General features: G+C 72.2%; 27 protein-coding genes. 17 read left to right on the top strand and 10 right to left on the bottom strand.

The annotated features are described in order from the left end of the window. Window positions 1-12: 12 nt before the first annotated feature. Complete coding sequence (locus CEY15_RS08055) at window positions 13-2,394, bottom strand: transglycosylase domain-containing protein (protein ID WP_095717990.1); 2,382 nt, start codon at window positions 2,392-2,394, stop codon at window positions 13-15. A gap of 269 nt (window positions 2,395-2,663) precedes the next feature. On the opposite strand from CEY15_RS08055, the gene CEY15_RS08050 reads away from it, so the two are divergent. Then, a complete protein-coding gene (locus CEY15_RS08050) occupies window positions 2,664-3,041 on the top strand; it encodes a WhiB family transcriptional regulator (protein ID WP_017838341.1) in 378 nt (125 codons plus the stop codon). A gap of 102 nt (window positions 3,042-3,143) precedes the next feature. On the opposite strand, the gene CEY15_RS08045 is transcribed toward CEY15_RS08050, so the two are convergent. Both CEY15_RS08045 and CEY15_RS08040 read right to left on the bottom strand, forming a co-directional pair. Further along, on the bottom strand, window positions 3,144-4,250 hold the full coding sequence (locus tag CEY15_RS08045; protein ID WP_017838340.1) for an ArsA family ATPase: 1,107 nt from the start codon (window positions 4,248-4,250) through the stop codon (window positions 3,144-3,146). A gap of 2 nt (window positions 4,251-4,252) precedes the next feature. Then, on the bottom strand, window positions 4,253-5,272 hold the full coding sequence (locus tag CEY15_RS08040) for an ArsA-related P-loop ATPase (RefSeq protein ID WP_042330277.1): 1,020 nt from the start codon (window positions 5,270-5,272) through the stop codon (window positions 4,253-4,255). 143 nt (window positions 5,273-5,415) lie between these two features. On the opposite strand from CEY15_RS08040, the gene CEY15_RS08035 reads away from it, so the two are divergent. Genes CEY15_RS08035 through CEY15_RS08025 form a run of 3 tightly spaced genes read left to right on the top strand, consistent with a single transcriptional unit; the run spans window position 5,416 to window position 6,940 of the window. Beyond that, window positions 5,416-5,586, top strand: coding sequence for a hypothetical protein (locus CEY15_RS08035; RefSeq protein WP_017838338.1), 171 nt, complete (start codon window positions 5,416-5,418; stop codon window positions 5,584-5,586). Beyond that, on the top strand, window positions 5,586-6,065 hold the full coding sequence (locus CEY15_RS08030) for a RidA family protein (RefSeq protein WP_095717989.1): 480 nt from the start codon (window positions 5,586-5,588) through the stop codon (window positions 6,063-6,065). Before CEY15_RS08035 ends, CEY15_RS08030 begins: the two co-directional genes overlap by 1 nt. A 32-nt stretch (window positions 6,066-6,097) precedes the next feature. Continuing rightward, window positions 6,098-6,940, top strand: a complete 843-nt coding sequence (locus CEY15_RS08025; RefSeq protein ID WP_017838336.1) for an MBL fold metallo-hydrolase — start codon at window positions 6,098-6,100, stop codon at window positions 6,938-6,940. 192 nt (window positions 6,941-7,132) lie between these two features. On the opposite strand, the gene CEY15_RS08020 is transcribed toward CEY15_RS08025, so the two are convergent. After that, window positions 7,133-7,837, bottom strand: a complete 705-nt coding sequence (locus tag CEY15_RS08020) for a Crp/Fnr family transcriptional regulator (protein ID WP_017838335.1) — start codon at window positions 7,835-7,837, stop codon at window positions 7,133-7,135. A gap of 376 nt (window positions 7,838-8,213) precedes the next feature. Here CEY15_RS08020 and nth point away from each other — a divergent pair, with 376 nt between their 5' ends. Genes nth through CEY15_RS08000 form a run of 4 tightly spaced genes read left to right on the top strand, consistent with a single transcriptional unit; the run spans window position 8,214 to window position 11,714 of the window. Further along, on the top strand, window positions 8,214-8,948 hold the full coding sequence (nth, locus tag CEY15_RS08015; protein ID WP_017838333.1) for an endonuclease III: 735 nt from the start codon (window positions 8,214-8,216) through the stop codon (window positions 8,946-8,948). Then, a complete protein-coding gene (locus CEY15_RS08010) occupies window positions 8,945-9,610 on the top strand; it encodes a TlpA family protein disulfide reductase (RefSeq protein WP_017838332.1) in 666 nt (221 codons plus the stop codon). Before nth ends, CEY15_RS08010 begins: the two co-directional genes overlap by 4 nt. Continuing rightward, on the top strand, window positions 9,607-10,521 hold the full coding sequence (locus tag CEY15_RS08005; protein ID WP_245847401.1) for an NUDIX hydrolase: 915 nt from the start codon (window positions 9,607-9,609) through the stop codon (window positions 10,519-10,521). The genes CEY15_RS08010 and CEY15_RS08005 overlap by 4 nt, the downstream gene beginning before the upstream one ends. Beyond that, window positions 10,518-11,714 carry a MarP family serine protease gene (locus tag CEY15_RS08000; RefSeq protein WP_095717988.1) on the top strand — a complete coding sequence of 399 codons (1,197 nt, stop codon included), beginning with the start codon at window positions 10,518-10,520 and terminating at the stop codon, window positions 11,712-11,714. Before CEY15_RS08005 ends, CEY15_RS08000 begins: the two co-directional genes overlap by 4 nt. Window positions 11,715-11,988: 274 nt before the next feature. Here the strand turns inward: CEY15_RS08000 and CEY15_RS07995 are convergent, their stop codons facing one another. The 4 genes from CEY15_RS07995 to CEY15_RS18110 form a co-directional block, all read right to left on the bottom strand. Further along, complete coding sequence (locus tag CEY15_RS07995) at window positions 11,989-12,912, bottom strand: alpha/beta fold hydrolase (RefSeq protein WP_428844191.1); 924 nt, start codon at window positions 12,910-12,912, stop codon at window positions 11,989-11,991. A 41-nt stretch (window positions 12,913-12,953) separates the two neighbouring features. Continuing rightward, window positions 12,954-13,469, bottom strand: coding sequence for a phage holin family protein (locus tag CEY15_RS07990; protein WP_017838328.1), 516 nt, complete (start codon window positions 13,467-13,469; stop codon window positions 12,954-12,956). A gap of 81 nt (window positions 13,470-13,550) precedes the next feature. Continuing rightward, window positions 13,551-15,518, bottom strand: coding sequence for an acetate--CoA ligase (gene acs, locus CEY15_RS07985; protein WP_095717986.1), 1,968 nt, complete (start codon window positions 15,516-15,518; stop codon window positions 13,551-13,553). 144 nt (window positions 15,519-15,662) lie between these two features. After that, window positions 15,663-16,436 (bottom strand): PRC-barrel domain-containing protein, encoded by a 774-nt coding sequence (locus CEY15_RS18110; protein WP_176475049.1) that lies wholly within the window; start codon window positions 16,434-16,436, stop codon window positions 15,663-15,665. 200 nt (window positions 16,437-16,636) lie between these two features. Here CEY15_RS18110 and CEY15_RS07970 point away from each other — a divergent pair, with 200 nt between their 5' ends. Further along, a complete protein-coding gene (locus CEY15_RS07970; protein WP_031265259.1) occupies window positions 16,637-17,395 on the top strand; it encodes a hypothetical protein in 759 nt (252 codons plus the stop codon). 511 nt (window positions 17,396-17,906) lie between these two features. Here the strand turns inward: CEY15_RS07970 and CEY15_RS07965 are convergent. Then, window positions 17,907-18,737, bottom strand: a complete 831-nt coding sequence (locus CEY15_RS07965; protein WP_095717984.1) for an HAD family hydrolase — start codon at window positions 18,735-18,737, stop codon at window positions 17,907-17,909. Window positions 18,738-18,988: 251 nt separating this feature from the next. On the opposite strand from CEY15_RS07965, the gene CEY15_RS07960 reads away from it, so the two are divergent. The 7 genes from CEY15_RS07960 to CEY15_RS07930 all read left to right on the top strand — a co-directional run bounded on the left by CEY15_RS07960 (window position 18,989) and on the right by CEY15_RS07930 (window position 23,806). Further along, the gene (locus CEY15_RS07960; RefSeq protein WP_245847397.1) at window positions 18,989-20,044 is read left to right on the top strand and encodes a chromosome partitioning protein; all 1,056 of its coding nucleotides are present in this window, start codon (window positions 18,989-18,991) and stop codon (window positions 20,042-20,044) included. Between the two features lie 10 nt (window positions 20,045-20,054). Further along, entirely contained in the window at window positions 20,055-21,218 is a 1,164-nt protein-coding gene (locus CEY15_RS07955) for a TadA family conjugal transfer-associated ATPase (protein ID WP_176475048.1), read from the top strand. Next, window positions 21,215-22,090 (top strand): type II secretion system F family protein, encoded by an 876-nt coding sequence (locus CEY15_RS07950; protein ID WP_141244224.1) that lies wholly within the window; start codon window positions 21,215-21,217, stop codon window positions 22,088-22,090. Before CEY15_RS07955 ends, CEY15_RS07950 begins: the two co-directional genes overlap by 4 nt. Continuing rightward, the gene (locus CEY15_RS07945) at window positions 22,087-22,779 is read left to right on the top strand and encodes a type II secretion system F family protein (protein ID WP_095717980.1); all 693 of its coding nucleotides are present in this window, start codon (window positions 22,087-22,089) and stop codon (window positions 22,777-22,779) included. Before CEY15_RS07950 ends, CEY15_RS07945 begins: the two co-directional genes overlap by 4 nt. Before the next feature lie 66 nt (window positions 22,780-22,845). After that, window positions 22,846-23,082 carry a DUF4244 domain-containing protein gene (locus CEY15_RS18960; protein ID WP_176475047.1) on the top strand — a complete coding sequence of 79 codons (237 nt, stop codon included), beginning with the start codon at window positions 22,846-22,848 and terminating at the stop codon, window positions 23,080-23,082. After that, window positions 23,079-23,441: a TadE family type IV pilus minor pilin gene (locus CEY15_RS07935; RefSeq protein ID WP_095717979.1), complete on the top strand. Its 363-nt coding sequence runs from the start codon at window positions 23,079-23,081 to the stop codon at window positions 23,439-23,441. Before CEY15_RS18960 ends, CEY15_RS07935 begins: the two co-directional genes overlap by 4 nt. 47 nt (window positions 23,442-23,488) lie before the next feature. Continuing rightward, window positions 23,489-23,806, top strand: a complete 318-nt coding sequence (locus CEY15_RS07930) for an Rv3654c family TadE-like protein (protein ID WP_095717978.1) — start codon at window positions 23,489-23,491, stop codon at window positions 23,804-23,806. On the opposite strand, the gene CEY15_RS07925 is transcribed toward CEY15_RS07930, so the two are convergent. Further along, complete coding sequence (locus tag CEY15_RS07925) at window positions 23,801-26,137, bottom strand: DEAD/DEAH box helicase (RefSeq protein ID WP_095717977.1); 2,337 nt, start codon at window positions 26,135-26,137, stop codon at window positions 23,801-23,803. The two genes, CEY15_RS07930 and CEY15_RS07925, sit on opposite strands and share 6 nt — an antisense overlap. 191 nt (window positions 26,138-26,328) lie before the next feature. Here CEY15_RS07925 and CEY15_RS07920 point away from each other — a divergent pair, with 191 nt between their 5' ends. Continuing rightward, window positions 26,329-26,532 carry a cold-shock protein gene (locus tag CEY15_RS07920; protein WP_017835895.1) on the top strand — a complete coding sequence of 68 codons (204 nt, stop codon included), beginning with the start codon at window positions 26,329-26,331 and terminating at the stop codon, window positions 26,530-26,532. The last annotated feature ends 67 nt before the right edge of the window (window positions 26,533-26,599 follow it).

Here is a 26,599-nt window from a genome sequence, read left to right as displayed (position 1 = left end):
ACCCGGCAGCGCTTACCTCGGCGGGGAGATGGTGATGGGCGCCAGACCGGGGACGTTCAGCACGACGGGCTCGTCCCCGATCGCGGCCCCCGGACCCGAGGCCTCCTGGCCGTCGGTGCTCCGGGTCGCGGCGCCGCCGCCCCCTGAGCCGTCGGAGACGCGGAGGGTGACCTGGGATCCGGGGATCCCGGTCCCGCCGTCGAGCCCCACGACGGTGCCGTAGGGGCGTCCGGTGCCGGAGACGAACTGGGTGTTGACGACGAATCCGGCGGCGGTGAGCAGGGAGGTCGCCGCGGACTGGCTCATCCCCTCGACATCGGGCATCGCCGCGCCGCTGGTGCCGGCCTGATAGGCGGGATCAGGTGCGGGCAGCTGGACCGGGCCGTAGATCTGGGCGATCGGGGTGAACGCGGAGAACCAGGTGTTGGCCGGTTCGAGACCGCCGAAGAGGTTGCCGAACGCGCACTGGCGCAGGGGGCTGGTGCACAGCTCGCTCGTGGTGGTGCCGTCGTTGAAGGCGTAGACGGCGGCCGAGTAGTTGTTGGTGTACCCCAGGAACGCCGAGGAGCGGTTGGCCTCGGTGGTCCCGGTCTTGCCCGACATGGGCAGGCCCCATCCGGCGGCCCCCGCCGCTCCCGCGGCGGTGCCGGCTCCCACGTGGTCCTTGGACAGGGCCACCGAGAGGGTGTCCGCCAACCCGGGCTCGACCACCTGCTCGCACCCCGGTTCGTTCAGCTCGACCGGCGCCCCGGTGCGGTCGGTGATCGACTCGATGGGGCTCGGCGGACACCAGGTTCCGCCGGAGGCGAGGGTGGCCCCGACGTTGGACAGCTCCAGGGCGTTGACCGCCGTGGGGCCGAGGGTGAACGATCCCAGGTTGTTCTTCTTGATGAACCCGGCGATCGAGTCGCCGTCCGCCGCGGTGCCCTTTCGGTCGTACGACCGCATCCCGAGGCGTACCGCCATGTCGACGGTGGGGGCGACGCCGACGTCCTTGATGAGGTTGACGAAGGTGGTGTTGGGCGACTGGGCGAGCGCGTCCGCCACGGACAGTGACGCCGGGTACGATCCGGCGTTCTCGACGCAGTACTGGGCGGGCGGGCATCCGCGGGCGCCACCGGCACCCAGTCCGGAGACCTGCACGCGGCGCGGGACCGACAACGTGGTGTTGGTCCCCATCCCCTTCTCCATGGCCGCGGCCACCGTGAAGACCTTGAACACCGAGCCGCCGCCGTCCCCGACGAGCGAGAACGGCTGGGGCTGGACGGTCTGGCTGTCGCCCAGCTCGAGGCCGTACTGGCGGCTCGAGGCGATCGCCGCGACTTTGTGGGAATCCCGGCCGGGACGCACGACGCTCATGACCTGCGCCACGCCCTGGCCCGTCGGGTTGCCGTAGGTGTTGAGCGACCGCTGGACCGAGTCGTGGACGGTCGGGTCGAGTGTGGTGCGGATGGTGTACCCGCCCTCCTGGACCATCTCGCGGCTCAGGCCGTTCTGGTCCAGGTAATCCAGCACGTAGTCGCAGAAGAACCCTCGGTCGCCGGCGGTGATGCAGCCACGGGGCAACGAGTTGGGGCGTTCCAGGACGCCGAGGGGCTCGGCCGCGAAGGACGCGCCCTCGGCTGGCGAGATCGCGCCGGTCTGGACCATGGTGTCGATGACGGTGTCGCGACGGTCCTTGGTGTCCTCGGGGTTCGCGTACGGGTTGAACATGCTGGTGGACTGGATCATCCCGGCGAGCATGGCGGACTGCGGCACGGTCAGCTCGGAGGCGTCGACCCCGAAATACGTCTGGGCCGCGGTCTGGACGCCGAAGGCGCCGTTGCCGAACGAGATCAGGTTGAGGTACTTGCTGAGGATGTCGTCCTTGCTCATCTCGGCGTCCAGCGTGAGCGCCATCCGGATCTCTTTGATCTTGCGCGCCGGGGTGGTCTCCACGGCGGCGCGCCGTTCGGCGTCGTTCTCCGCGGAGACGAGGAACTGGTAGTTCTTCACCAACTGTTGATCGATGGTGGAGGCGCCCTGCTGGACGTCGCCGGACGTGGCGTTGGTGAGCGCCGCGCGGATCGTGCCCCGCCAGTCCACGCCGTTGTGGTCGGCGAACCGGCGGTCCTCGATCGCGATGATCGCCAGCTTCATGTTCTGCGAGATCTGCTCGCTCGGGACCACCACGCGCTGCTGGTCGTACAACCAGGCGATCGGTGTCCCCTCGGAGTCGGTGACCGTGGAGATGGACGGGAGATCGCCCTTGATCAGGTCCGCCGAGGTCCCGGACAGGGAGTCCGCCATCTTGTTTGAGGCCAGGCCCGCCGCCCCGGCGATCGGGAACAATGACCCGGCCGCCACCACCCCGGCCGCGACACAGGTCGCGGCCAGCTTTCCCAGCGAACTCATAGCCGACACGGGGCCAAGAGTACGTGAACACCCCCGTCCCGCCACCCCGCGAGGCCTCCGTCGCACACGACTCTTTACTTCTGTTGTGTGACTGCGGTAACAATATTAGAGAACGCGGGACGTTTCGGACCCGGATGAGGTTGTGTGACGGACCTCACGGCCGGGAGGCTCCCGCGGACACCGTGGGCTCGCCGCGCCGGGCGGGTCCAGAAGGCCGGAGGCGTGTGCGGCAGACCCGTCCGCGACTCCACACAGACAGGGGTACTTCGATGACGGCCACCCTTCCCGGGACCTCCCGGACCGACGACGCCGGGGTCCGCCCCGGTTCAAGCAATCCCCTCGGTTCCGAGGAGACGATCATCGGGGAGGGGCGCCAGGAGTGGGTCGCCCGGGCCCGGTGCAAGGACATCGACCCGGACGAGCTCTTCGTCCGCGGCGCCGCGCAGCGCAAGGCTGCTTCCATCTGTCGCCACTGCCCGGTCCTGCTGCAGTGCCGTGCCGACGCGCTGGACAACCGCGTGGAGTTCGGGGTCTGGGGCGGGATGACCGAGCGTCAGCGGCGCGCCCTGCTCAAGCAGCACCCCGAGGTGCGATCCTGGGCCGACTTCTTCGCGCAGCAGATCGAGCGCCACACCGTCATCTACTGACGCCCACCGGCTCCGCACCCCACCGGCGTACCCCACCCCCACCTCGACGCGACCCGCGGCTCCCGCCGCGGGTCGCGTCGTCCGTTCAGGCCCGGCCCCGGTCTACCCGCAGAGCTGGTCACCCACCGAGCGCAACGCCTCCAGGTTGGAGATCTCGAACGGCAGCGAGGGCACTCCCACGATCCGCACGTCCGGATGGGTGTCCGTGAAGGACTCCAGCAGGCGGACCTCCTGCTTGGCCGTGCCGGCCCGGTCGGCGTGGATCCGCAGCACCGCCTCGGCCTCGGGGTTCCCCGCCAAGCGGTCGGCGGCCGCACACGCCTGCTCGGCCGTCAGGTCGGTGAGCCGCGGGTGCGTGCGGTTGATCACCACCCCCGCGAGCGGCATCGACTCCTCGGAGAGCCGTTCGGTGAAGAACGCGGCCTCGCGCAGGGCGGGTCGTTCCGCGGAGGAGACCACCAGGAACTCGGTGCCCTTGCGGCGCAGGATCGCCTGGGTGCGGGAGGCCCGCGTGGCGAACCCGCCGAAGGTGGAGTCCAGGGCCACGACCATCTCGGAGGCGTCCTTGAGCATGGAGGACCCGACAACCGCCGACACCCCCCGCATGGCGGTGCTCATGGCGCCGGTCATCAACCGGCCGACCCCGCGGCCGGGCGCAGCGAACACCCGCATGAGACGACTGTCCATGAAGGCACCCAGGCGGCGCGGGGCGTCGAGGAAGTCCAGCGCGTTGCGGGACGGAGGGGTGTCCACCACGACGAGGTCCCACGTGGAGTCGTCGAGCAGCTGCCCCAGCTTCTCCATGGCCATGTACTCCTGCGTCCCCGCGAACGAGGTGACCATGGTCTTGTAGAAGTGGTTGTCCAGGATGGACTGCGCCTTCTCGGGCGTGGTGTTGGCGGTGACCAGCTCGTCGAACGTGCGACGCATGTCGAGCATCATCGCGTGCAACGAGCCGTCCGACTCCGCGTGCTCCGGTCCCAAATCCACGCGGGACGGCTCGTTCGAGAGGTCGTCGATCCCCAGCGCCTGCGCGAGGCGCCGGGCCGGGTCGATGGTGAGGACCACGGTGTCGCGGCCGAGTTCGGCGGCGCGCAGGGCCACCGCGGCGGCGGTGGTGGTCTTGCCCACCCCGCCCGCGCCGGTGCAGACCACGACCCGGGTCGCGGGGTCGGTGAGCAGTCCGGTGATGTCGAGACGACGAGTCATGATCAGTGCACTCCCTGGTCGGCGAGGGCGGAGGCGAGGTCATACAGGTCGGAGACCTCGACGCCGTTGGGCAGGGCCGGCAGTACGAGGGTCGGGCAGCCGGAGGAGGTCAGGGTCTCGCCGGCCTTGAGCTGTCCGCGTGCGACGCGGGCGTGCTCGATGGCCTCCACCAGGAGCCCCTGCAGGCCCTCGTCGTCGAGCTCCACACCGGTCTCCTCGAGACCGGCCAGCACCGCCTCGGCGTCGATGTCCTCCTCGGCGATCCGCTGCAGCGCGGCGTCGTCGAGGTGCCGGGTCTCCGCCCGGTTGATGATCACCTGACCCACCCGCAGATCGTGGGACCGAAGCTCCTCGATCGCCTCGATGGTCTCCTGGACCGGCAGCGATTCGAGCAGGGTCACCAGGTGCACGACGGTCTGTGGGGAGTGGACCAGCTCGGAGACGGCATCGGCCTGACGACGGATGGGCCCGCCCGCGGCCAGGTCCGCCATCGCGGTGGTCACGTCGAGGAACTTGCCGATGCGACCCGTGGGCGGGGCGTCCACCACCACGGCGTCGTACACGACCTCCTTCTTGGCGTGCTGGCGCGTGACGACCTCGTAGATCTTGCCGGTCAGGAGCACGTCCTTGAGGCCGGGGGCGATGGTGGTGGCGAACTCGATCGCACCCACCGACTTCATCACCTTGCCCACCACCCCGAGGTGGTAGAAGGTGTCCAGATAGTCGAGCATCGCGGCCTCGATGTCGATGGCCAGCGCGAACACCTTGCCACCGCCGTCGACCCGGGCCACGAGTTCCTCGCGGTACGGCAGCGGCGAGCGGTCGAAGATCCGGGCGATGCCCTGGCGTTCCTCGACCTCCACCAGCAGGACGCGCTTTCCGGTCGAGGCCAGCGCCAGCGCGAGCGAGGTGGCGACCGTGGTCTTGCCGGTGCCCCCCTTGCCGGAGACGTAGTGGAGGTCCGCGCGGGCGGAGGCGTCGGACCAGCCGGTGGACAGCTCGTCGGCGATCGTCGACCTCACTGACTGACTCGACTCGGTCGACTGACTCGACGTGGTCGACGTGGTCGACTGCGTTCCTGATGTGTCGGTGGACGGCATGCGGTCCACCCTAAGCGGTTCCACCACGTCGCGCGGGCCGCCCGCGACTTCCCTAGAGTGGGGGCATGAGCGAATCCACCCCCGCAGCCCGGTTCGAGTACGTGACGGTCCCGCTGCTCACCCACGCCACCAAGCAGATCCTCGACCAGTGGGGCGGTGACGGTTGGGAGCTGGTCTCCGTGCTGCCCGGGCCCACCGGCGAGCAGCACGTCGCCTACCTCAAGCGTCAGCTCTGATGCCCGAGGGCGAGGGCGGGGGTTACTGGACCCGCAAGCTCGAGCAGCTGGGGATCGACCTGCCGACCGTCGTCCCCCCGCTCGCGAACTACGTGCCCGCCGTGCGGACGGGCGCCTACGTCTACACCTCGGGTCAGCTGCCGATGATCGACGGCGCTCTCGCCGCGACCGGCAAGGTCGGTGCCGCGGTCTCCCCGGAGACGGCGGCCGATCTCGCCCGGACCTGTGCCCTCAACGCGCTCGCCGCGGTCGACGGCCTGGTGGGCGTCGACTCGGTGGTGCGGATCGTCAAGGTCGTCGGTTTTGTCGCGTCGGCCCCGGGCTTCAACGCCCAGCCCGCGGTGATCAACGGCGCCTCCGATCTGCTGGGTGAGATCTTCGGCGACGCCGGCGTCCACGCCCGCTCCGCCGTCGGGGTCTCCGAGCTGCCGCTCGACGCGCCCGTCGAGGTCGAGCTCATCGTCGAGGTCGAGGGATAGGACCGGGCGATGGTCTGGGACGGAGAATGTCGATGAGCGGCGGTCTGGCCCCGATCACGTTCCCGGCGTACGAGACCCTGCGCCCCGTCACCGACCTGGCCGGGGTGATCCTCTGCGACAACCCCTCGGAGATGACCTTCGAGGGGACCAACACGGTGGTGCTGCGGGCCCCGGGTTCGCGCACCTCCGTGGTGGTGGACCCCGGGCCGGACGATCGCGCGCACGCGGAGCGGATCGCCGCGATCGTGGGGGAGATCGAGCTCGTCGTCATCACCCATCGACACGGGGACCACACCGGCGGGATCGACCACCTCCGGGCGCTGACCGGCGCACCGGTCCGGGCGGTCGGGGAGACGTACTGCCGCGATGCGGCGCCGTTGGTGACGGAGGGCGACGACGACGAGGTGATCCACGCCGCCGGGCTGGACCTCACCGTGCTGGCCACACCCGGGCACACCGCGGATTCGATCAGCCTCGAGGTGCGTCCCGCGGGTGCCGGGTTCACCGCTCGGGCGGACTGCGTGGTGCTCGGCGACACGATCCTGGGTCGCGACTCGACCGTTCTGGACTCCACCGACGGCGATCTGGGGGACTACCTGCAGAGCCTCGACCAGCTGGCCGCCCGCGCCGACGGCGTGGTGGGCATCCCCGGCCATGGTCCGGATGTGGCCGATACCGCTCGCGCCGCCCAGGTGCTGGCCCGTCACCGGCGGGACCGGCTCGAGCAGATCGCGGCCGCCCGGGACGTGCTGGGTCCCGACGCGTCCGCCGAGCTCATCACGCAGCACATCTACCGGGACGTCTCGCCGTTCCTGCTCAAGGTGGCCGAGCAGTCCACCCTCGTGGCCCTGCGCTACCTGGACCGGTCCGGCTAGTCCTGCCGGCCCGGCCCCCATCGAGCCGGCCCGCCCCACGCCCCGGCCCGGCCCGGCCCCCATCGAAAAGAGCGTTCCGCTCATCCCTTCTCGAGGGATGTGTGCGGAACGCTCTTATCGATGGAACCGGGCGCCTCAGCGGGCGCGGCGCGCCTCAGCGGGCGCGGCGGGCCTCGGCGGGCGCGGCGGGCCTCAGCGGGCGCGGCGGGCCAGGCGCTCGGTGTCGGAGATGATGACGCTCTTGCCCTCGAGGCGCAGCCAGCCCCGGTGCGCGAACTCGGCCAGGGCCTTGTTGACCGTCTCGCGGGAGGCGCCGACGAGCTGGGCGATCTCCTCCTGCGTGAGGTCGTGCGTCACGCGGATGTTGCCGCCCTCCTGGGTGCCGAAGCGCTGGGCCAGCTGCAGCAGCGCCTTGGCCACGCGACCGGGCACGTCGGTGAAGATGAGGTCGGCGAGGTTGTTGTTGGTGCGGCGCAGACGGCGGGCGAGCACCCTCAGCAGCTGATCGGAGATCTCGGGCCGCTCGGAGATCCACCGCTTGAGGGCGGAGCGGTCCATGGACTGCACCGAGACGTCGGTGACGCAGACCGCGGACGAGGTGCGCGGGCCCGGGTCGAAGATCGACAGCTCACCGAACATGTCCGAGGGGCCGAGGATGGACAGCAGGTTCTCGCGACCGTCCGGCGCCTTGCGGGAGAGCTTCACCTTGCCGGACGTGACGATGTAGAGGCTGTCGCCCTGCTCGCCCTCGCGGATGATCACATCACCCTTCGAGTATTCCTCGCGGGTCAGGTCGGCACGCAGCGCCGAGATGGCCGCGGGCTCGACACCCTGGAAGATGCCGGCCCGGGTGAGTACGTCGTCGGCCGACTGGTCCGTGCGGCGATCTATCGTCACAGTCCGTGACCCTCCCGTTCGGGCGAGGACGAACGAGGTCCGCGCCATGGCGTGCGTGTGGCGAGAGCCACTGTAGCCGTTCCGGTGCCCCCGGTGTGACCAACCCGCGGCGACCGGGGTGGGTCAGCTCTCGATCTGCTCCGGCTCGGCAAGGATGGAGGCCTCGAACCGGTCCATCAGGAGGGCGAACCCGGCGAGGAGGACCGGGACCAGGACGACGAGGATTCCCTGCATGCCCCCGAGTAAACACCCCCGCGGGCCGACGCGCACGTGCGGCCGGCTCACCCGCAGGTGGCCCGGGCCGTAATGTGGACGCATGCCCGACCCCGCTCCAGCTTCCGTGAAGCGCCGCAGACGAGGGGTGGCCGCAAGGGGGGTGGAAACCGACCTCGGGCGCACCCGCCGCGCCCGGCGCATGCTCCGCACCCTGGAGGACGCGTTCCCACACGTCTACTGCGAGCTGGATTTCCGGGACCCTCTCGAGCTGAGCGTCGCGACGATCCTGTCCGCGCAGTGCACGGACAAGCGGGTCAACGAGGTCACGCCGGCACTGTTCGCCCGGTACCGCACGGCCGCGGACTACGCCGGCGCGGACCGCGAGGAACTGGAGACGCTGATCCGGCCGACCGGTTTCTACCGCAACAAGGCGCGGAGCATCCAGGGGTTGGGTGCGGCGCTGGTGGAGAGGTTCGACGGCGAGGTGCCGCGGCGGCTCGAGGACCTGGTCACCCTCCCCGGATTCGGACGCAAGACGGCAAACGTGGTGCTCGGCAACGCGTTCGGTGTGCCCGGCCTGACGGTGGACACCCACTTCATGCGATTGGTCGCCCGGTGGAAGTGGACCGAGGCCACCGACCCCGTGCGCATCGAGCGCGAGGTGGCCGCGCTGCTGCCCCGGCCCACGTGGACCGACGCCAGCCACCGGATCATCTTCCACGGTCGCCGGGTCTGTCACGCGAGGACGGCGGCCTGCGGCGCGTGTGCCCTGGCCGCGGACTGCCCGTCCGCCGGCGAGGTCGGCCCGCTCGATCCGGTGGCCGCCGCCCGCCTCGTCGCAGGGCCCGAGCGATCGCACCTGTTGGAGCTGGTCGGACTGGGGGATCAGGCGTGAGCGCCTCGGCGAGGTGGTCGCTGGTGGCGTTGGTGGCGCTGATCGGCGTCGTCGTCGCGCTGGTCTCCACCCTCGGTGGCGACGAGGGACCCGGATCCGGGGCGTCGGCCCCCGCCGCGCCCCCCGTCGGGGCACCCCCGCTCGACGAGCCGCTGACGGTCGTCGACGACCTGACCCGCGCGACCGCGGACCTGCCCGCCTGTCGCGACAGCGCCGCGCCCGCCACGACCACCGGCCCCGTCGCCGGGTTCATGGTGCGCTGCATGGACGACGGCAGCACCACCACTCTCGGCAAGATCCAGGCGGACCGCCCCATGGTGGTGAACATGTGGGCCTACTGGTGCGAGCCGTGCCGCAGGGAACTGCCGGCCATCCGGGACGCGCAGGCCACGCTCGGGGATCGGGTCCGCGTGGTGTTGTCCCACACCGACCCGTCCGAGACCAAGGGGTTCGACACCCTGGCGGCGCTCGGGATCGAGGAGCTCATCTCCGTCTCCGACCAGGACGAGGAACTGCCGACGCTGCTCGGGGCACCCCCCGTGCTGCCACTGACGGTCTTCGTCCGCGCCGACGGGACCGTGGCGCACGTCCTCATCCAACCGATGGACACCGAGCAGGACGTGCTCGACGCCGTCGAAGAACACCTGGGGGTCACCGCATGACCGGTAGCGCGCGGGATGCCTCCGTGCCCCGCCCCGGTGACGTGACCGGCGTACCGCACCCCGGGTGGATGGATCCGCTCATGGCGGCCTGCACCGACGGCAGCTTCGACGGGCTGCTGCCCCGGCGGCGCCCGCCCGAGGACAGTGGCCCCAACGAGGTCGGCCGCCCGCACCGGCACGCCGCGGTGCTGGTGCTGTTCTCGGGGTCGGCCGACGCCCCCGGGCCGCGTCCCCCGGAGGACGCCCGCGTGCTGCTCACGCACCGCGCGCCGACCCTGCGCAGCCACTCCGGGCAGATCTCGTTCCCGGGTGGCGGGGTCGACGACACGGACAGCGGGCCGGTCGAGGCGGCCCTGCGTGAGGCGTGGGAGGAGACCGGACTGGAGAGCGACGGTGTGGACGTGCTCGCGGTGCTGCCCGAGTTGTACATCCCCGTCTCCAACTACTCCGTCGCCCCGGTGCTGGCGTACTGGCGGGAGCCGATGGAGGTCTCGTCGGTGGATCCGGCCGAGACCGCGAGGGTGATGACGGTGCCGGTGGGGGAGTTGCTCGACCCCGCCAACCGCTTCCTGCTGCGGCACTCCACCGGGTGGACGGGCCCCGCGTTCCAGCACGAGGACCTGGTGGTGTGGGGTTTCACCGCCGGGATCCTGGCCGCGATGTTCCATTCCGCGGGCTGGGACCTGGACTGGGACTCGGGCGACGTGCGCGATCTGGAGCGGACCCTGTCGGCCTCCGCGAACGGGGAGCGGCCCTGGCTGTCGGCGGAGGAGGCGCGTCGCGAGTCCTCCGATCCGCTGGCGGACAGGACGGTCGCCGGGGTGCCCGGCGCCCGGACAGGCCTTGCAGAGGAGAAGGACGAGGAACCGCTCGACCTGCCCGCTGACGAACCCCGGAGGGGGTACCGGTGACGGGCTCGCAGTGGCTCGACCTCGCGCTGTACGCACTCGCCGCGGCGGCCGCGATCTCGGGGTGGATCAACGGCGCGGCGGCGTCCGGATTCGCTCTGCTCGGGGTGGCGATCGGCGCCACCTCCGGCCTGCTCGTGGCTCCTCATCTGGTCAGGGAACTCGACTCCCCCGTGGGACGGCTCGCGGCGGGGCTGGCCGTGATCGCGGTGATGGTGCTCATCGGCCAGATCGCCGGCGTGACGATCGGGCGTGCCGCCCGGCGCTACATCTCCGGTGCGGGGGCCAGGGTGCTCGACAGCACCGTCGGAGCCGTGTTCCAGGCCGCGGCGATGCTGCTGGTGGCGTGGTTGGTCGCCATCCCGGTGGCCGCGCAGGAGGGCCCGGGACTGGGCAAGGCGGTGCGCGGGTCGTCGGTGCTGGCGAAGATCGACGACGTGGCGCCCGAGCAGTTGCAGCGGATCCCGGCGGCGTTCACGTCGGTCCTCGGCACCACCGGGTTCCCCGACATCCTCGGCCCCTTCGGCACCACGCCGCTGCAGGAGGTGCCCCCGCCCGACCCGGTGCTCGCGGGCTCCGAGGTCGTGGCCGCGGTGCAGCCGTCCGTGCTCAAGATCCTGGGCCGCGCGGAGTCGTGCAGCCGCGCCCTGGAGGGTTCGGGCTTCGTGGCCTCCCCCGGGCTGGTCATGACCAACGCGCACGTTGTGGCCGGTACGGACTCGGTGAGAGTCGTCGCAGGGGACCGGGAACTCGACGCGGACGTGGTGGTCTACGACCCGGGCGTCGACGTGGCCGTCCTGCGCGTACCGGGTCTCCAGGCCCCGGTCCTGCCCTTCGCCGACCGCCAGGGCCGCAGCGGCGACGACGCCATCGTGGTGGGCTACCCCGGCAACGGTCCCTATCGGCCGGACGCCGCCCGCATCCGGGAGAGGGTGACCCTCCGTGGTCCGGACATCTACCGCGAGGCGACCGTCGAGCGAGAGGTGTACATCCTGCGTGGCTCGGTGCGCGAGGGCAATTCCGGTGGTCCGCTGATCACGCCGCAGGGGCAGGTCGTGGGCGTGGTCTTCGGCGCCGCGATGGACGCCGCCGACACCGGGTACGCGCTCACGGTCGAGCAGGTGCTGCCGCAGCTCGAGCGGGCGGTCGACTCGTTGGAGCCCGTCCCCACCGGCAGCTGCGTCGGAGCCCGCTGAGCGGACACCCCCGGTTCGGCTGGCCCGGGACTTCCGCCCCGCCTGCTCGCCCCGGCCCGCCCGGCCCGCCCGTCCGCCCCGCCCGCTCGCCCCGGCCCGCCCGACCATCCGCCCCGCCCGACTTGCGCGGCCCTTCTGGCTTACGCGGCGGGAATGGTCCGTTGTCGCCGCGCACCCCGGCGATCACCGAGCAGAGGAGACGCGTAAGCCGAGGAAGGGGGGCGGCACGGGCTCGCGTAAGCGGGTCTGGCCCGCCCGAGGGAGGACCGGGCCGTCAGAGCCCGCCCGCGCGGTACGCGAAATCCACGATCAGCCGGGAGGTCGCGCGGGGTTGCTCCATCGCCGGGTAGTGCCCGGCGTTCGCGACCAGTTCGGTGCGGAAGTCCCTGGCCCACGCCGCTGACGCCCGGACCGTCGACGGCCGGATGAACCGGTCCTCCGCGCCGCTGATCCCCAGCACCGGCTGGTCCAGGACGCCCGAGACCGTGCGTCGGAAGTCGCGGCCGTCCGGGCGGAGCTGGCTGCGGACCATCCACCGGCGCGACTCCAGGGACAGGTGGGCGACCTTGGGGATGAGCATGGCCTGCCTGAGCAGGCCGGAGGTCTCACGGAAGTCGTCGGTGTCCTGCCACGCCGGCCCGGAATAGTCCCGGAGCATCGCCTCTACCGACGCCGCGCCGTCGGTGGTGAGACGCCGCTCGGGGAGCCGGGGCGCCTGGTCAGCGAGGAGGCGGGGGACCAGGGCGCGGCGTTGGGCGCGATCGCGGAGCGCGGCGTGACGGGTGGCGAGGGGGTGGGGAGAGCCGACGACGACGAGGCCCCGCACCGCACGAGGCCGGTGGTATGCCGCCGTCCACGCCACGAATCCGCCCTCGCCCTGCCCCACGATCACCGCGGAGGAGTGCCCGAGCGCGCGGATGAGGTGCGTGATGTCCGAGGCCAGGGTCCATCCGTCGTACCCGCGCGGTGGCTTGTCGGAGTCCCCGTGGCCCCGCAGGTCCACCGCGACGGCGTGGAAACCGGCCTCGGCCAGCGCGACGAGAGGCTTGCGCATGGTCCACCAGATCCCGCCCAGGCCGTGGATCAACACCACCAGCGGGGGGAGCTCACCGGGGATGGTGTCGGACGGCAGGGCCTCGGCGACGTGCAGACGGATGCCGTTGGCCGAGACATCACGATGCCGCCACGACCCGTCGATCCTGACGATCGACGGGTCGGGCGGCCGGTGTGCCGGAGTCTTCAGCTGCGCGTGGCGGGCTGGGGGGTCTCGGTGACCCGCACCGTCCCGGGCCGCGGCTGGGTGCCCGTGGGCATGGCCAGCTTGAGGTCGGACACCGAGTCGATGGTGCGCTGGGGCTTGCGGATCTTCTTGACCTTGCGGTAGCCGAGCAGGGCGCAGACCGCCGCCAACAGCACCAGCACCACAAAGACGATGAGGAAGCCGATCCAGTCCCAGGACTGGGTGCCGAACCACAGGGAGATGAGCTTTGCCCACATGAAGACGAACGGGAAGAAGGACATCAGGAGCAGCACGAGCGCCGCGACGAAGAAGCCCGACCCGGTAGCCGCCCTCTTGACCTGCTCGGTGACCTCGGTCTTGGCGAGTTCGATCTCCGCGCGGACGAGCGTGGACATCTGCGTGGTGGCGTTCTTGACCAGGGTTCCGATGCTGGCGTCGCCCCGACCGATCGAGTCCGCGTCGTGCAGGGGGATCGAAGCCTCGGTCGGCGAGTGGGTTCCCTGGGCGTGGCTCACGGTTGTTCCTCCATAGTCAGGCGACGGATGCACCGCCGTCTATCGTGCCACGACACGTGGCTGCCTTCACCCGCTACCCGGTCAGCCGCGCGTGCCCTTCTCCCTGATCTGCTCCATGATGGTGGGATCGGACAGGGTCGAGGTGTCCCCGCCGTCCCGGCCCTCTGCCATGTCCTTGAGCAGGCGCCGCATGATCTTCCCGGAGCGCGTCTTGGGCAGCTCGGGCACGATCGTGATGTCGCGCGGCTTGGCGATCGGGGAGATCTCCCGTGAGACTTCGGCGCGCAGCTCGTCGATGAGCTTCTGGCGGTCCTCCTCGGCGTCGACGTTGCCGCGCAGGATCACGTACGCGACGATCGCCTGGCCGGTGGTCTCGTCGTTGGCGCCCACCACTGCCGCCTCGGCGACCGCGCGGTGCCCGACGAGGGCGGACTCCACCTCGGAGGTGGAGATGCGGTGGCCGGAGATGTTCATCACGTCGTCGACGCGGCCCAGCACCCAGAGTGCGCCGTCGGAGTCCCACTTGGCGCCGTCGCCGGCGAAGTAGTACCCCTCCTCGGCGAACCGGGACCAGTAGGTGTCGCGGTAGCGCTCCATGTCGCCCCAGATGCCACGGAGCATGGAGGGCCACGGCTCGGTGAGTACGAGGAAGCCCTGCTCCTCCGCGGCGACTTCCTTGGCCTCGTTGTCCACGATGGACACGGAGATGCCGGGCAGCGGCCGCATGGCCGATCCGGGCTTGGTCTCCGTCACGCCCGGCAGCGGGGAGATCATGATCGCACCGGTCTCGGTCTGCCACCAGGTGTCCACGATGGGGGCGGTGCCGCCGCCGAGGTTGTCGCGGTACCAGCGCCACGCCTCCGGGTTGATGGGCTCACCCACGGAGCCGAGCAGGCGGATCGACGACAGGTCGTGCGCGGCCGGGATCTCGGCGCCCCACTTCATGAAGGTCCGCACGAGGGTCGGCGCCGAGTAGTAGATGGTGACGCCGTACTTCTCGATGATCTGGAAGTGACGGTGCTCGTCCGGTGAGTTGGGGGTGCCCTCGTAGACGATGCACTCGGCGCCGTTCGAGAGCGGCGCGTACACGCCGTAGGTGTGCCCGGTGACCCAGCCGACGTCCGCGGTGCACCAGTAGACGTCCTGACCGGGCTTGTGGTCGAACACGTTGTGGTGGGTGTAGGACGCCTGGGTGAGGTAGCCACCGGAGGTGTGGACGATGCCCTTGGGCTTCCCGGTGGTCCCGGAGGTGTAGAGCAGGAACAGGGGATGCTCGGAGTCGAAGGCCTCGGGTGTGTGCTCGGTGGACTGCTGCGGGACCACCTCGTCCCACCACGCGTCCCGGCCGTCGGTCCACTCCACGTCGAGCCCGGTCCGACGGACCACGAGGACGGTCTGCACCGATTCGGCGGTCCCCTCGGCGTCGACGCCGTTGCCGGAGAGCGCGTCGTCGACGCCGGCCTTGAGCGGCGCGGGCTTGCCGCGACGGAACTGGCCGTCGGCGGTGATGACGACCTTCGCCTCCGCGTCGTCGATTCGCTGGCGGAGCGCGTTGGGGGAGAAGCCGGCGAACACCACTGAGTGGGTCAGTCCGAGGCGGGCGCAGGCCAGCATCGCGATGTAGACCTCGGGCAGCAGTGGCATGTAGATCGCCACCCGATCGCCGGCCACGAGCCCGAGGGAGCTGAGGTAGTTGGCCGCGCGGCTGACCTCGTCCTTGAGCTCGGCGTAGGTGATGTCGCGGGCGTCGTCCTCCGGCTCGCCGATCCAGTGGATGGCCACCCGGTCGCCGTTGCCGGCCTCGACGTGGCGGTCCACGCAGTTGTGGGCCACGTTGAGCCTGCCGCCGACGAACCACTTGGCGACCGGCGCGTCGGACCAGTCGAGCACCTCGGACCACTCCGTGGACCAGTCCAGGCGCCGTGCCTGCTCGTCCCAGAACGCGAGTCTGTCGGCGCCTGCGGCGTCGTAGAGGTCGGCCTGCGCGTTGGCCTGGGCGGTGAAGGCGGGGTCGGGTGCGTAGGTCTGGGTGTGGTCGTGATCGGTCATCAGCGGGCCTCTCTCGGGATGTGTGTTCACGGCGGCCGGAATCGACACGGCGGAAACGACCGGACCGGTTTCTGTGAGCGTAGTCACATACGGTCTGCCGTGTTTCGCAACACACCCGATAGGGGGGCGCGGGGGGAGTGGGGGTCAGGACTTCCGGTCGCGGCCTGGGGATTCGACGGTCTCGTCGCCGTCAGCAGGGGTGGTTTCGCCCTTCTGTGGGGCGGGAGTCTTGGCGTCGGACCGGCCTCCGCCCGCCGGGGATCCCGGTGACCTCGTCGTCATTCCCGTCGTCGTTCCCGTCGCCGGTCGCGCGTCCCGGGACTCCTCGGTTGTGGTGGCGGAATCGTCGGGCGCCCTGACGGGCGTCTTGTCGGACCCCTTCGCCGTGGTCGCCCCGCTGTTCTTCGCTTTCCCGTCGGCTGCCGCGCTGCCCGGCGCCTTCCCGTCGGCTGTCGCGCTGGCCGGCGTCTTCCCGTCGGTTGCGGCGCTGCCCGGCGCCTTACCGGTGGTCGACGCGCTGCCCGGCGCCGTCGTCTTCGCGGACTTCTCCGTCGCCCCCGCCGACCTTTCGGTCGTGGACGGGGCGGCCTCGCGCCCCCGGGTCGGGGCATCGATCCCGTAGTACTCCAGGAGCCTGACCTCCTGTTCGGGGGTGAGGGCGTCCTCGGTGTGGTCGGGGCGGGGGGAGTCCCGGATGACGGCGCGGGTGTGGTCCACATGCAGTTCGTCGTCGAGGAGTCGCGCGCCGTAGAGGGGGACGATGGCGTCCGAGGAGAAGATGCCGGTCGAGACGGTCGCGAAGGTGATCTTGCCGCTGGCGTCGTCCACGTACACCTGGCGGACCGCGCCGATCTTCGCCCCCGTCGAATCGAATGCCGTCGCGTCGAGGAGGGCGTCCAGTTGGTCTTTGAGGGTCACGGGATCTCCGGGGGTAGAGGTGGAACCGGGGCGGGTCGGGGTCGAGGTGGGGTCGGGGAACCCTGGGAGCCGGGGGGAGCGCCCTGGGGTACCGCTGATTACACCAGCTAGACAGCGGTGGAACCGGCCGTTGGACGCTTGTGTCGGCGGATTGCGGTGCGCGGGGCGACCGCCGCGCCCGGGTCGGTAACCTCGTCCGCGTGACCACACGCGCCCAGGATCCCCTCGCCCCGCTGGTTTCCCTGCCCGGCGTCGCGGAGGCGTCCGAGGCGGCCCGCGGTGCGCTCGCGAGCGTCCACCGCCATCCGGCGAACCGTCGGGGCTGGCCCACCACGGCGGCGGAGTCGGTGCTGCGCGGGGCCCGGGCATCAGCCGGGGTGGAGGGTGCCTCGGTGCGGTTGGACGCCGACGGCGATCATGACGAGGTGCTCGCCGGCGCTCTGCGGGTGGCCGGTGAGCTGACGGGCGAATCTCTCGACCGGGCTGTGGCGGTGTGGACCCGGTCGCCGCTTCAGGAGTTGGCGCATCTGCATCTGCTGGCCGCATCCGGGCCCGGGGTGGATGCGGCGTCCCTCGGCCGCCCCCGGGCGGATCGGGGAGTGGCCGAGCGATTGCAGGGGCTGGCGGAGCTGGTGACGGGCGGGACGTCGGTGCCCGCCCCGGTCCTGGCGTCGGTGGTCCTGGGCGAGCTGTCCGGGATGCGGCCGTTCGGGTCCGCCGACGGCGTGGTGGCGCGGGCGGCTTTCCGGTTGGTGACCGTGTCCACCGGCCTCGACCCACACTGTCTCGGCGTGCCTGAGGTGACCTTCTACCGGGATCCCGCGGGGCATCGATCGGCCCTGGAGGGCTTTCTCTCTGGTACCGGTGAGGGTGTCGGATCATGGATTCTCCACTGCTGTAGAGCGCTCGAGGCCGGTGCTCGCGAGGCCACCTCGATCGCCGAGGCCGCCGGGAGCTGACCGTTGCGCAGGGCAGGTGACCTGTGATGCACCGCGATCCACCGCGTGTGGTCCGCGTGGCGCGCGAATGGCGGGCCGGCACTCGTGCCGACCCGCCCACTCGCTGCGGTTCCATCGAGAGATCCGGGTACCAAGCGTCCTGTGGTCCGCCGTGTCGCCGGTCCGGGACAACCGTCGGTGACGGCTGGCGCGGACCCACGGCTGGTGTGCCTCTCGGGCGTCATCCGTCGCGTGGGTTCCGGAGTATCGATGACGGTGTCTCGGACGGGGAACCGTGACTTCTCCTCCGTCGCGGTCCTGGCGTCCTGCGTCACCGTGCTTTGAGCATGCCGCGCGGGTCGGGGTCCCGGCGATGGTGGGATCCCACAAGGAACCCGGGGACTTACCGGTGGTTCCCGCCATCGCCTCCCGTGCGTTGGCCGGCGGACGATGAGGTGTTGTGCCCCGAGCCCCGGTGGGATCTTCCGGGTGGGTGCGCTCCGGGCGGACCTCTCCGCTCGCGGGACCGGGGTCAGGCGCCCCGCCGCGCGGAACGCGCGAAGGACACCGTTGCGGCACCCACCGCGAGCGCGATCGCCCCGACGCCGATGATCGGCCCGGACGCGCGTTCCAGCGTCGGCAGCAACGGGGTGGGGCTGGAGAAGGTGAGGATGGGCCACCCGCGCTCCAGGGCCTCACGGCGCAGGGTCCGGTCCGGGTTGATGACCGTGGGGTGTCCCACCTCCTCGAGCATCGGGAGGTCGGTGGAGGAGTCGGAATAGGCGTACGAGGCCTCCAGGTCGTACCCGTAGCGCTGGGCGAAACCCCGGATGGCCTCGGCCTTGCCCGGACCCTGGCAGTAGAACTCGATGGATCCGCCGTATCGCCCGTCCGCATCGCGGCTCATGCGCGTCCCGGCGTAGTGGTCCACGCCGAGCATCCGCGCGATCGGTGCCACCAGCTCCTCCCCGGAGGCGGACACGATCACGAGGTCGTGGCCGAGCGCCCGGTGCTCGGCGAGGAGTTCCTGTGCCTCCGAGTAGACGGTGGGCGTGACCTTCTCCGTGAGGGCCTCGGTGACGATCCGCTCGACCTTCTCGGGCTCCCAACCCTTGGTGGCGGTCGCCATGGCCTGGCGGACCTTCTGCATCTGTTCGTCGTCGGCATCGGAGAGGCTGAAGGCGAGCTGGGTGTATGCCAGATCGATCACCGATCGGCGCGACAGCAGGCCCTCGTCGAGGAACGACTTGTTGAACGCGAACACCGACGAGGTGGCGATGATCGTCTTGTCGAGGTCGAAGAACGCGGCGATCCGGCGAGGTCGGTGCGATGACCGAGGGCCCTTGAGGCGTGGGGCGGACACGCCTCCACGATACGGTTCTTGCGCTCGAGGCGTGGATAAGTGATACTGATCACGCTCGAAAGAGCATCCCCCTACAGGTGCTCGATTCGTCCCCCCTACGAATCGGGACTTCGAGAAACCGCGGCGCCCCCCTGCCGCGGTTTCTCTCTATTTCGGGGCGTTTCTTCCACACCCACGGCCTCTCCACAGCCCGCCCCCGGATGACGCGCCGGGCCGGGGTTGCCCGCGGTCGTGTGCGCGACGCTGTGGCCGTGACCCAGAGCCCTCGCCCACCTCGCGACGCCGTCCCCGACCACCTGGCGGGCAGGGCCGTCGCGGTCGATGTGGCCGACCCGGACCTCGACGCCGACGTCCGGGCGGTGCTCGCCGCACTCGCCCTCGACCCGGTCACCCGGGAAGTCGACACCGCGGATGTGGTGGTGACGGACCGGGACCACGCCGATCCGCGGCCCGGCGTGGCCCGTGTGGTGCGGGTGGGAGGCGAGGACGCCGCTGGCGACGACGACGAGGTGATCCGTCTGCCCTCCGGGACCGCGGATCTCGTCGGGGCGCTCCTGGCCCCGGTCACCACCGGCGGTGGAGTGCTGGTGGCCGTGGTGGGGGCGGTGGGGGGATGCGGCGTCAGCACCCTGGCGGCCGCGATCGCCGTCCGCGCGGCCGACTTCGGCCGGACCCTCCTGGTGGAGGCGGACCCGCGGGGAACCGGGATCGACCTGGTCCTCGGGGCGGAGTCCGAGCCGGGACTGAGGATCGAAGACGTGCGCGCCGAGCTGGGCGGCCCCGACCCCGACGCGCTGTGGGGCGCCGTTCCCGAGGTCGGGACGGGGTGCCGGGTGCTGGCCCGGTCGAGGGACCGCGACGAGACCCCGGTGGCGAGGTCGGCCTCCGACGGTGCCCTCGGCGCGGTGTCCGCCCACCGGGCGGCCGGCGGACTGGTGGTCTGTGATGTGGGCGGATTCGCGGTAGGCGACCCGGTGCTCGCACGTGCGGACCTCGTCGTCGTGGTGACCAGGGCGGACTTCCAGGGTGTCGTCGCGGCCGGGCGGATCACATGCGAGCTCCCCGGCGCCACCCTGGTGATCCGTACGCACCGTGGGGACCCGCTGGAGGCGGCGGATGTCGCCGACGCGGCGGGGCTCGTCCGGTGGCACGTCCTGCCGGAGGTCCGGTCCGTGCGCCGTCTGGCCGGGACCGGCGACCTCGGCGGGGCGCTCGAGGCCGGAGCACGCGGTTCGCGGTGGCGACTGCGGCGACTCGGAGCCCTCGCGGACGCACTCCTGGGGGAGGTGCTCTCCGGTGACCGGTGAGGATTCAGGGATGGCCTCGATCCCCGGTGACCTGGTGGACCGGGTCCGCGCCCGGTTGGCCGGTCTCGGGGTGGAACCGGACCCCGACGAGGTGGTGCGCGCCGTCCGGGCGGAGTCCGGCGCCCTGCACGGCCACCTGGATCTACTGCGGACCGCGCGCCTGGTCCGCGAGCATCTCGCCGGCGCCGGGCCACTCGAAGCGCTCCTGGCGAGCCCCGGGGTCACCGACGTCGTGGTCGACGGTCCGGGTCCGGCGCTGGTGGACTGCGGGCGGGGACTCGAGGAGACCGACGTGGTGGTGGCCACCGAGCCGGAGCTGCGGGCCCTCGCGGTGCGGTTGGCGGGGCGTGCCGGCCAGCGGCTCGACGACGCCCGGCCCTGGGCGGATGGGGTCGTGCGATCCCGGGACGGGATGGCCTGGCGGCTGCACGCGGTGCTGCCCCCGGTCGCGGTGGACGGGACCTGCCTGTCACTGCGGGTCTCGCGACCCGCGCAGGCCACCTTCGACAGGCTGGTGGAGTCCGGGACGGTCCCGCCACCGGCCGAGCCGCTGCTCCGGGGGCTGGTCGCGGCCCGGATCGGATACCTCGTGGTGGGCGGCACGGGTTCGGGCAAGACGACGCTCCTCGCCGCGCTGCTCGGCCTGGTCCCGCCGGGTGAACGGCTGCTGTGCGTCGAGGACTCCCCGGAGCTTCGGCCCGCGCACCCGCACGTCGTCCGTCTGGTGGTGCGGCACGGCAACGTCGAGGGCGCGGGCGGGGTGGCCATGTCCGACCTGGTCCGGCAGGCGCTGCGGATGCGCCCCGACCGGATCGCGGTGGGCGAGGTGAGGGGCGGCGAGGTCGCGGACCTGCTCGCCGCGCTCAACACCGGGCACGACGGGAGCGCCGGCACCGTCCACGCGAACTCGCCCACGGAACTCCCGGCACGGCTCGAGGCACTCGGGGCGCTCGGCGGGCTCGACCGCGCTGCGCTGTCCGCGCAGGTCGCCGCCTCGCTCAGGGTGGTGGTGGGGATGCGCCGACTGCCCGACGGGAGACGGACCGTGGACTCCATGGGCGTGGTCCGGCGGGACGTGCACGGGATCGTTGTGGACCCCGCCTGGCGCGCCGACGGGGCAGAGATACCCGGCCGACCGGCCTTCGAGGCCCTGATCGCGGGGGCCGTCAGGTGACGGCGGCGATGGTGCTGCTGGCCGGGGCCCTGATCGCGTGGCCGGACGGTCTGGCCCGGACGAGGCTCCGGTACGTCTGTGGCGATGCCGCAGCCCGGCGGCGGGTCCTGCCCGCCGTCCTGGGCCGGGCGCCGAAGAAGGTGGTCGTCCCCGTGGCCGCCGGTCTCATGGGTCTGGTCGCGGCAGGGCCGCTCCACGCGTGCGCGGCCGCCCTGCTCGGAGCGGTGGTGTCCGAGTTGCGTAGGCGTGCGGGCGTACGCGGAGCGAGGCTCACGCGCCTCGGATCCTGGGAGCGCGCGCTCGACGACGCGTCGTCCGCCCTGCGGGCCGGCGCCGGTCCGGAGGAGGCGCTGCACCGCGCTGCGGAGGGTGCGTCCTCCGGGGACCCCGGCGTCGCGGAGATTCTCAGCTCTGCGGCCTCCCATGCCCGACTGGGCGGGGACGTCGCCACCGCGCTGCACGAGGCCGCCACCCGGCAGGCGGGTGGGGCGGTGGCGGACGTGGCGAGTGCGTCATCGGCGGGAGTCGGGGGTGCCGATCGCGTGGCGGGCGAGCTGGCGGGCGCGTGGCACCTGGCCACCCGCCACGGGGTGGTGCTGGCCGAGGTGGTGGACGGGCTCAGGGCGGACGTGGCCTCGCGGCGAGAGCGGGCCGTGCGCGTGGACGCCGCGCTGGCCGGCCCCCGCGCCACTGCGGTGATACTCACCGGCCTGCCCGGATTCGGCGTGCTGCTGGGGTCGGGTTTCGGCGCCGACCCCCTCGGGGTGCTGGTCGCGGGCCCGATCGGCGGCGCGCTGTGCCTGATCGGAGCCGGTTTCCTGGCGGCGGGTCTGATGTGGACGGAGCGGATCGTGGACGGGGCGTCGCGATGACCACGGCCCTGCTGCTGATCGCCGCCGCCGTGTGCGTCGCTCCGTGGCACAGCGCCGCCGCAGATCGGCTGCGTGACCTCGCCGCTGTGTCCACCGCCAGCTCCACCGCGGCCTCCGGCTCTGTTGCGGGGTCGATCGGCGGTGCCATCCCACGTCGGCCATGGTTGTTCGCGAAGGTGGGCGCGCTGTCCCCGGTCCTCGACCGTGTGCGACGGGGACGCGCCGGACCGGCGGAGACCGGGTCCCTCGCGCGGATGCTCGACCTGCTCGCGGTGGCGCTGCTCGCCGGACTGCCCACCCACCTCGCGCTGGGCGCCGTCGGGGACGCGGTCGCCCCCATCGATCCCGGCGTGGCGGGGCCCCTCCACGCCGCGGCAGCGCGCGTGCGCCTCGGAGCGACCCCCGCACAGGCGTGGCGCGAGGTCCCCGGGGCGGATCGACTGGCCCCTGTGGCGTCGGTGCTCGCACGCGCCACCGACGGCGGCGGGTCCGTCCGCGCCGCGCTCGACCACGCGGCCGGTCGCATGCGCTCGGACGCCGACGCCGCCGCGACCGCCCGCGCCGAACGCGCTGCCGTCCTCGTGGCCGGCCCGCTCGGGCTGTGCTTCCTCCCGGCGTTCGTCTGCCTGGGAGTCCTCCCCGTCGTCGTGGGTCTGGCCGACGGGATGCTGCCGGGGGTCCTGCCGTGAACCGGCGCCCCGCTCACCGATTCCGGGGTGGACACGCCGCCCCGGTCACCATGAAGGAGACGCACGATGACCACTCACACCCACTCCCGGATCACCTCCGCCTTGTGCCGCGCCCGCATCGCCCTGTCGCACCGATTCGCCGCCGCGGACGCGCCCGACGCAGGGATGTCCACCGTCGAGTACGCCGTGGGCACCATCGCCGCCGCGGCCTTCGGGGCCGTGCTCTACATGGTCGTCAGCGGCGACTCGATACCCGACGCGCTGGGCGGGATCATCGAACGGGCGCTCAACACCTCGGTGTGACGGCCTCGCGCCGGTTCCGCGCGGCGGCCACCGGGGACCGGGGCTCGGTGACCGTTGAGGCCGCGCTGGGGATCGCCTCGCTCGTCGTGGTCCTGGCCGTGGCCGCTTCCGGGGCCGCCGCGGCGCTCACCCAGATCCGGGTCGTCGACGCCGCACGGGAAGCCGCGCGGGTGGCGGCCATGTCCGGTGCGCAGGAAGGTATCGCCGCCGGACGGGCGGCGGCGCCGGGAGCCGAGGTGAGGGTCGACAGCGAGGGGAGGAGTGTGACGGCGCAGGTCAGCGTCCCGGCCCGGGGGCTGCCGGGGGTCGTGCTCACGGGCCGTGCGGTGGCGAGTGCCGAACCGGGGGTGGCCGGGTGAGGGGGCGTGACCGGCGCGGAGTCAGGTCGCGTGGTGATGGCGGCTACATGAGCGTCGTGACCGCGTTCGCGGCGGCTGCGGTCCTGGCCCTCACTGTGGCTGTGCTGCTCGTGGGGAGGGCGGCGGTGGCCGCGCACTCCGCCCGGTCGGCGGCGGACCTGGCCGCCCTCGCCGGGGCGCACGCGCTCCGCGCCTCGGAGGACCCGTGTTCGGCCGCAGCCGGGGTGGCCACCGCCAACCGCGCCGTCGTGGCCGGGTGCACGGTCGACGGCCATGACGTGGTGATCCGGGCCGAGGTGCGGGTCGAACTCGGGGTGCTGGGGGTGGGGGCGGCCTCGGCGGTGGCCCGTGCGGGGCCGTTATGAGTCGACGGACTCCGCAAGCTGCCCCACCACCTCCGTCAACAGTGCGATCGCGCCGGGCTTGGAGAGCGGGTCGTTGCCGTTCCCGCACTTGGGGGACTGGATACAGGAGGGGCAGCCGGTCTCGCACTCGCACGAGCGGATGGCGTCCAGGGTCGCCCGGAGCCACGAGGTCGCGCGCCGGTATCCGCGTTCGGCGAAGCCCGCGCCGCCCGCGTAGCCGTCGTAGACGAACACCGTGGGCAGTCCCGTGTCGGGGTGCAGGGCCGTCGAGACGCCGCCGATGTCCCAGCGGTCGCAGGTCGCGACCAGAGGGAGCAGGCCGATGGCCGCGTGCTCGGCGGCGTGCAGCGCGCCCGGCCAGTCCGCTTCCTCCAGCCCGGCGACCCGCAGCAGCTGCGGGGTCAGGGTGTACACCACCGCCCGGGTGGCCAGGACGGTCTCGGGCAGGTCCAGCGGCGTCACGTCCAGGATCTCCCCGCCACGCAGGCGCCGCTGGTATCCGGTCACGCGTGCGGTCACCTCCACCTCGGCGTAGGACAGCGTCACCGGCCCGGCGGAGACCGATTCCAGCGTCTCGATCAGGTCGATCGACACCTGCTCCCGGGCCGAGGTGGTCCACTCGGGTTCCTCCGGCCGGCACAGCGCGAGCCCGTCGTCCAGGTTCAGCTCGTCCACCACGAAGGACTCTCCTTGGTGCAGGTACAGCGCCCCCGGGTGGACCTGGGACCGGGCCCGGACCGAGTCGATGGTCCCGAGCATCCGGCCGTCCACGGCGTCGACGATCACCACCTCGGCCCCGCCGGTCCCGCGGATGTCGACCTCCGTGTGCGGGGTGTGGTCGTCCGCTGCGGGGTACCACCCCACGGGTCGGCGCCGGACCAGCCCCCGCGCGGCCAGTTCCTCCAGGACCTCCGTGGCGCCCCAGGCGCGGGCCTCCTCGTGCGTCATTGGCCTCTCGCTCACCGCGCACCGCAGTTGCCCGGCCAGAAGGACGGGGTTGCGGGGATCGGTGACGGTGGCCTCGACCGGCCTGCCGAGCAGCGCCTCCGGGTGGTGGACGAGATAGGTGTCGAGCGGGTCGTCGCGGGCCACCAGGACCACCAGCGCACCCTGCCCCCGTCGACCCGCCCGGCCCGCCTGCTGCCAGAACGAGGCGATGGTCCCCGGGAACCCGGCGCTGACCACGGCGTCCAGTCCGGAGATGTCCACACCCAGTTCGAGCGCGGAGGTCGAGGCCACCCCCACCAGGTCCCCCTCGGCCAGGCCGCGTTCGAGTCGTCGTCGGTCCTCGGCCAGATACCCGGCGCGGTAGGCGGCGATCCGCCCGGCCAGCTCCCGGCCCCGCTCACCGTGGTCGGAGACCAGGCGCTCGCGCGCCCGCAGCGCCGTTGACTCGGCGCCGGCCCGGGAGCGCACGAAGGTCAGCGTTCGCGCGCCCTCGGCCACCAGCCCGGCCATGAGGGTGGACGCCTCGACGGGCGCCGGCCGCCGCACGGGGGCCCCGTTCTCCCCGGAGAGCCCGTCCATCAGCGGGGGCTCCCACAGTGCGACGGTCCGGCCCCCCTGGGGTGAGGCGTCGTCGGTCACCTCCACGCAGGGGCGGCCGACGAGCGTGCTGGCGGCCGCGCCGGCGTCCGAGGTGGTGGCGGAGGCCAGGATGAACGTCGGGTCGGCCCCCAGGGCCCGGGCGAGCCGGTCGAGCCGCCGCAGGATCAGGGCGACGTTGGAGCCGAACACGCCCCGGTAGGAGTGACATTCGTCGACGACGACAAAGCGGAGCCCCCGCAGGACACGCGTCCACTGGCGGGACCGGCCGAGCATCGACAGGTGGAGCATGTCCGGGTTGGTGACGATCCAGCGGGAGTTCTCGCGGATCCACGGACGGGCGTCGGTCGGGGTGTCCCCGTCGTAGGACGCGGGGGTCACGTGGGCGAGTCCGGGCACGGCGTCCACCAGCGACACGACCGACGACAGCTGGTCCTGGCCCAGGGCCTTGTTGGGGGACAGGTACAGCACGCAGGCCCCCCGGTCCGCGGCGAGCGCGCTGAGCGCGGGCAGCTGGTAGCCGAGCGACTTTCCGGACGCGGTGCCGGTGGCCACCACGACGTTGCGGCCCGCGTGCGCGTGCTCGGCGGTGGCCACTTGGTGGGCCCAGGGCCGGTCGACGCCCCGACCGCGTAGTTCGTCGACCAACCCCGGGTGGGCCCACGCCGGCCAGTCCGCATACCGGGCCTCGCGGGCGGGCAGGTCGACGGTGTGGGTGACTGGTGACGGCCCGGACGGCAGGTGCTCGAGCAGGTGGCCCAGGAGTTCGCGTCCGTACGTCGTCACCCCTCGACGGTAGAGGGCGACCCGGCCGGGTGAGGACCCGGCGGCGACCAGTTCACCCGGGCCGGGTCTCGTGGTGTACTTATCGCGGTCGTCGCTATCGCCCGCGGGCTCCTCACGGGCGATGGGTCTACCCGACCCACGTGGACGTCCCGGGGGTCGCACCAGGCAGTACGGAAAAGGAACGCATCACCATGGCACAGGGCACCGTCAAGTGGTTCAACGCGGAGAAGGGCTACGGGTTCATCGCCCCGGAGGACGGCTCCGCCGACCTCTTCGTCCACTACTCCTCCATCGAGGGCACGGGCTTCAAGACGCTCGAGGAGAACCAGCGCGTCGAGTTCGAACTCGGCGAGGGCCAGAAGGGCCCGCAGGCCCAGGAGGTCCGCGCCATCTGAGGCGCCACCGTCCCTGATCGACGAGGCCCCCGCCGCACGCGCGTCGGGGGCCTCGCCGCGTGTCGGG

It is taken from the genome of Dietzia natronolimnaea (genome assembly GCF_002289575.1).
In the GTDB taxonomy this organism is placed as follows: Bacteria; Actinomycetota; Actinomycetes; order Mycobacteriales; family Mycobacteriaceae; genus Dietzia; species Dietzia natronolimnaea_A.
Note: the sequence above shows the minus strand (reverse complement) of the source record. Positions and strands in the feature narration are given on the sequence as shown.

Bases quoted from the DNA above. Each gene is read 5' to 3' on its own strand.
- CEY15_RS07945 (WP_095717980.1), top strand. From the start codon at position 22,087: ATGACCACGGCCCTGCTGCTGATCGCCGCCGCCGTGTGCGTCGCTCCG.
- CEY15_RS08005 (WP_245847401.1), top strand. From the start codon at position 9,607: ATGACCGGTAGCGCGCGGGATGCCTCCGTGCCCCGCCCCGGTGACGTG.
- CEY15_RS08055 (WP_095717990.1), bottom strand. From the start codon at position 2,394: ATGAGTTCGCTGGGAAAGCTGGCCGCGACCTGTGTCGCGGCCGGGGTG.
- CEY15_RS07930 (WP_095717978.1), top strand. From the start codon at position 23,489: ATGAGCGTCGTGACCGCGTTCGCGGCGGCTGCGGTCCTGGCCCTCACT.
- CEY15_RS08035 (WP_017838338.1), top strand. From the start codon at position 5,416: ATGAGCGAATCCACCCCCGCAGCCCGGTTCGAGTACGTGACGGTCCCG.
- CEY15_RS07920 (WP_017835895.1), top strand. From the start codon at position 26,329: ATGGCACAGGGCACCGTCAAGTGGTTCAACGCGGAGAAGGGCTACGGG.
- CEY15_RS07955 (WP_176475048.1), top strand. From the start codon at position 20,055: ATGGCCTCGATCCCCGGTGACCTGGTGGACCGGGTCCGCGCCCGGTTG.
- CEY15_RS08025 (WP_017838336.1), top strand. From the start codon at position 6,098: ATGAGCGGCGGTCTGGCCCCGATCACGTTCCCGGCGTACGAGACCCTG.
- CEY15_RS08045 (WP_017838340.1), bottom strand. From the start codon at position 4,250: ATGACTCGTCGTCTCGACATCACCGGACTGCTCACCGACCCCGCGACC.
- CEY15_RS08030 (WP_095717989.1), top strand. From the start codon at position 5,586: ATGCCCGAGGGCGAGGGCGGGGGTTACTGGACCCGCAAGCTCGAGCAG.
- CEY15_RS18960 (WP_176475047.1), top strand. From the start codon at position 22,846: ATGACCACTCACACCCACTCCCGGATCACCTCCGCCTTGTGCCGCGCC.
- CEY15_RS08050 (WP_017838341.1), top strand. From the start codon at position 2,664: ATGACGGCCACCCTTCCCGGGACCTCCCGGACCGACGACGCCGGGGTC.
- acs (WP_095717986.1), bottom strand. From the start codon at position 15,518: ATGACCGATCACGACCACACCCAGACCTACGCACCCGACCCCGCCTTC.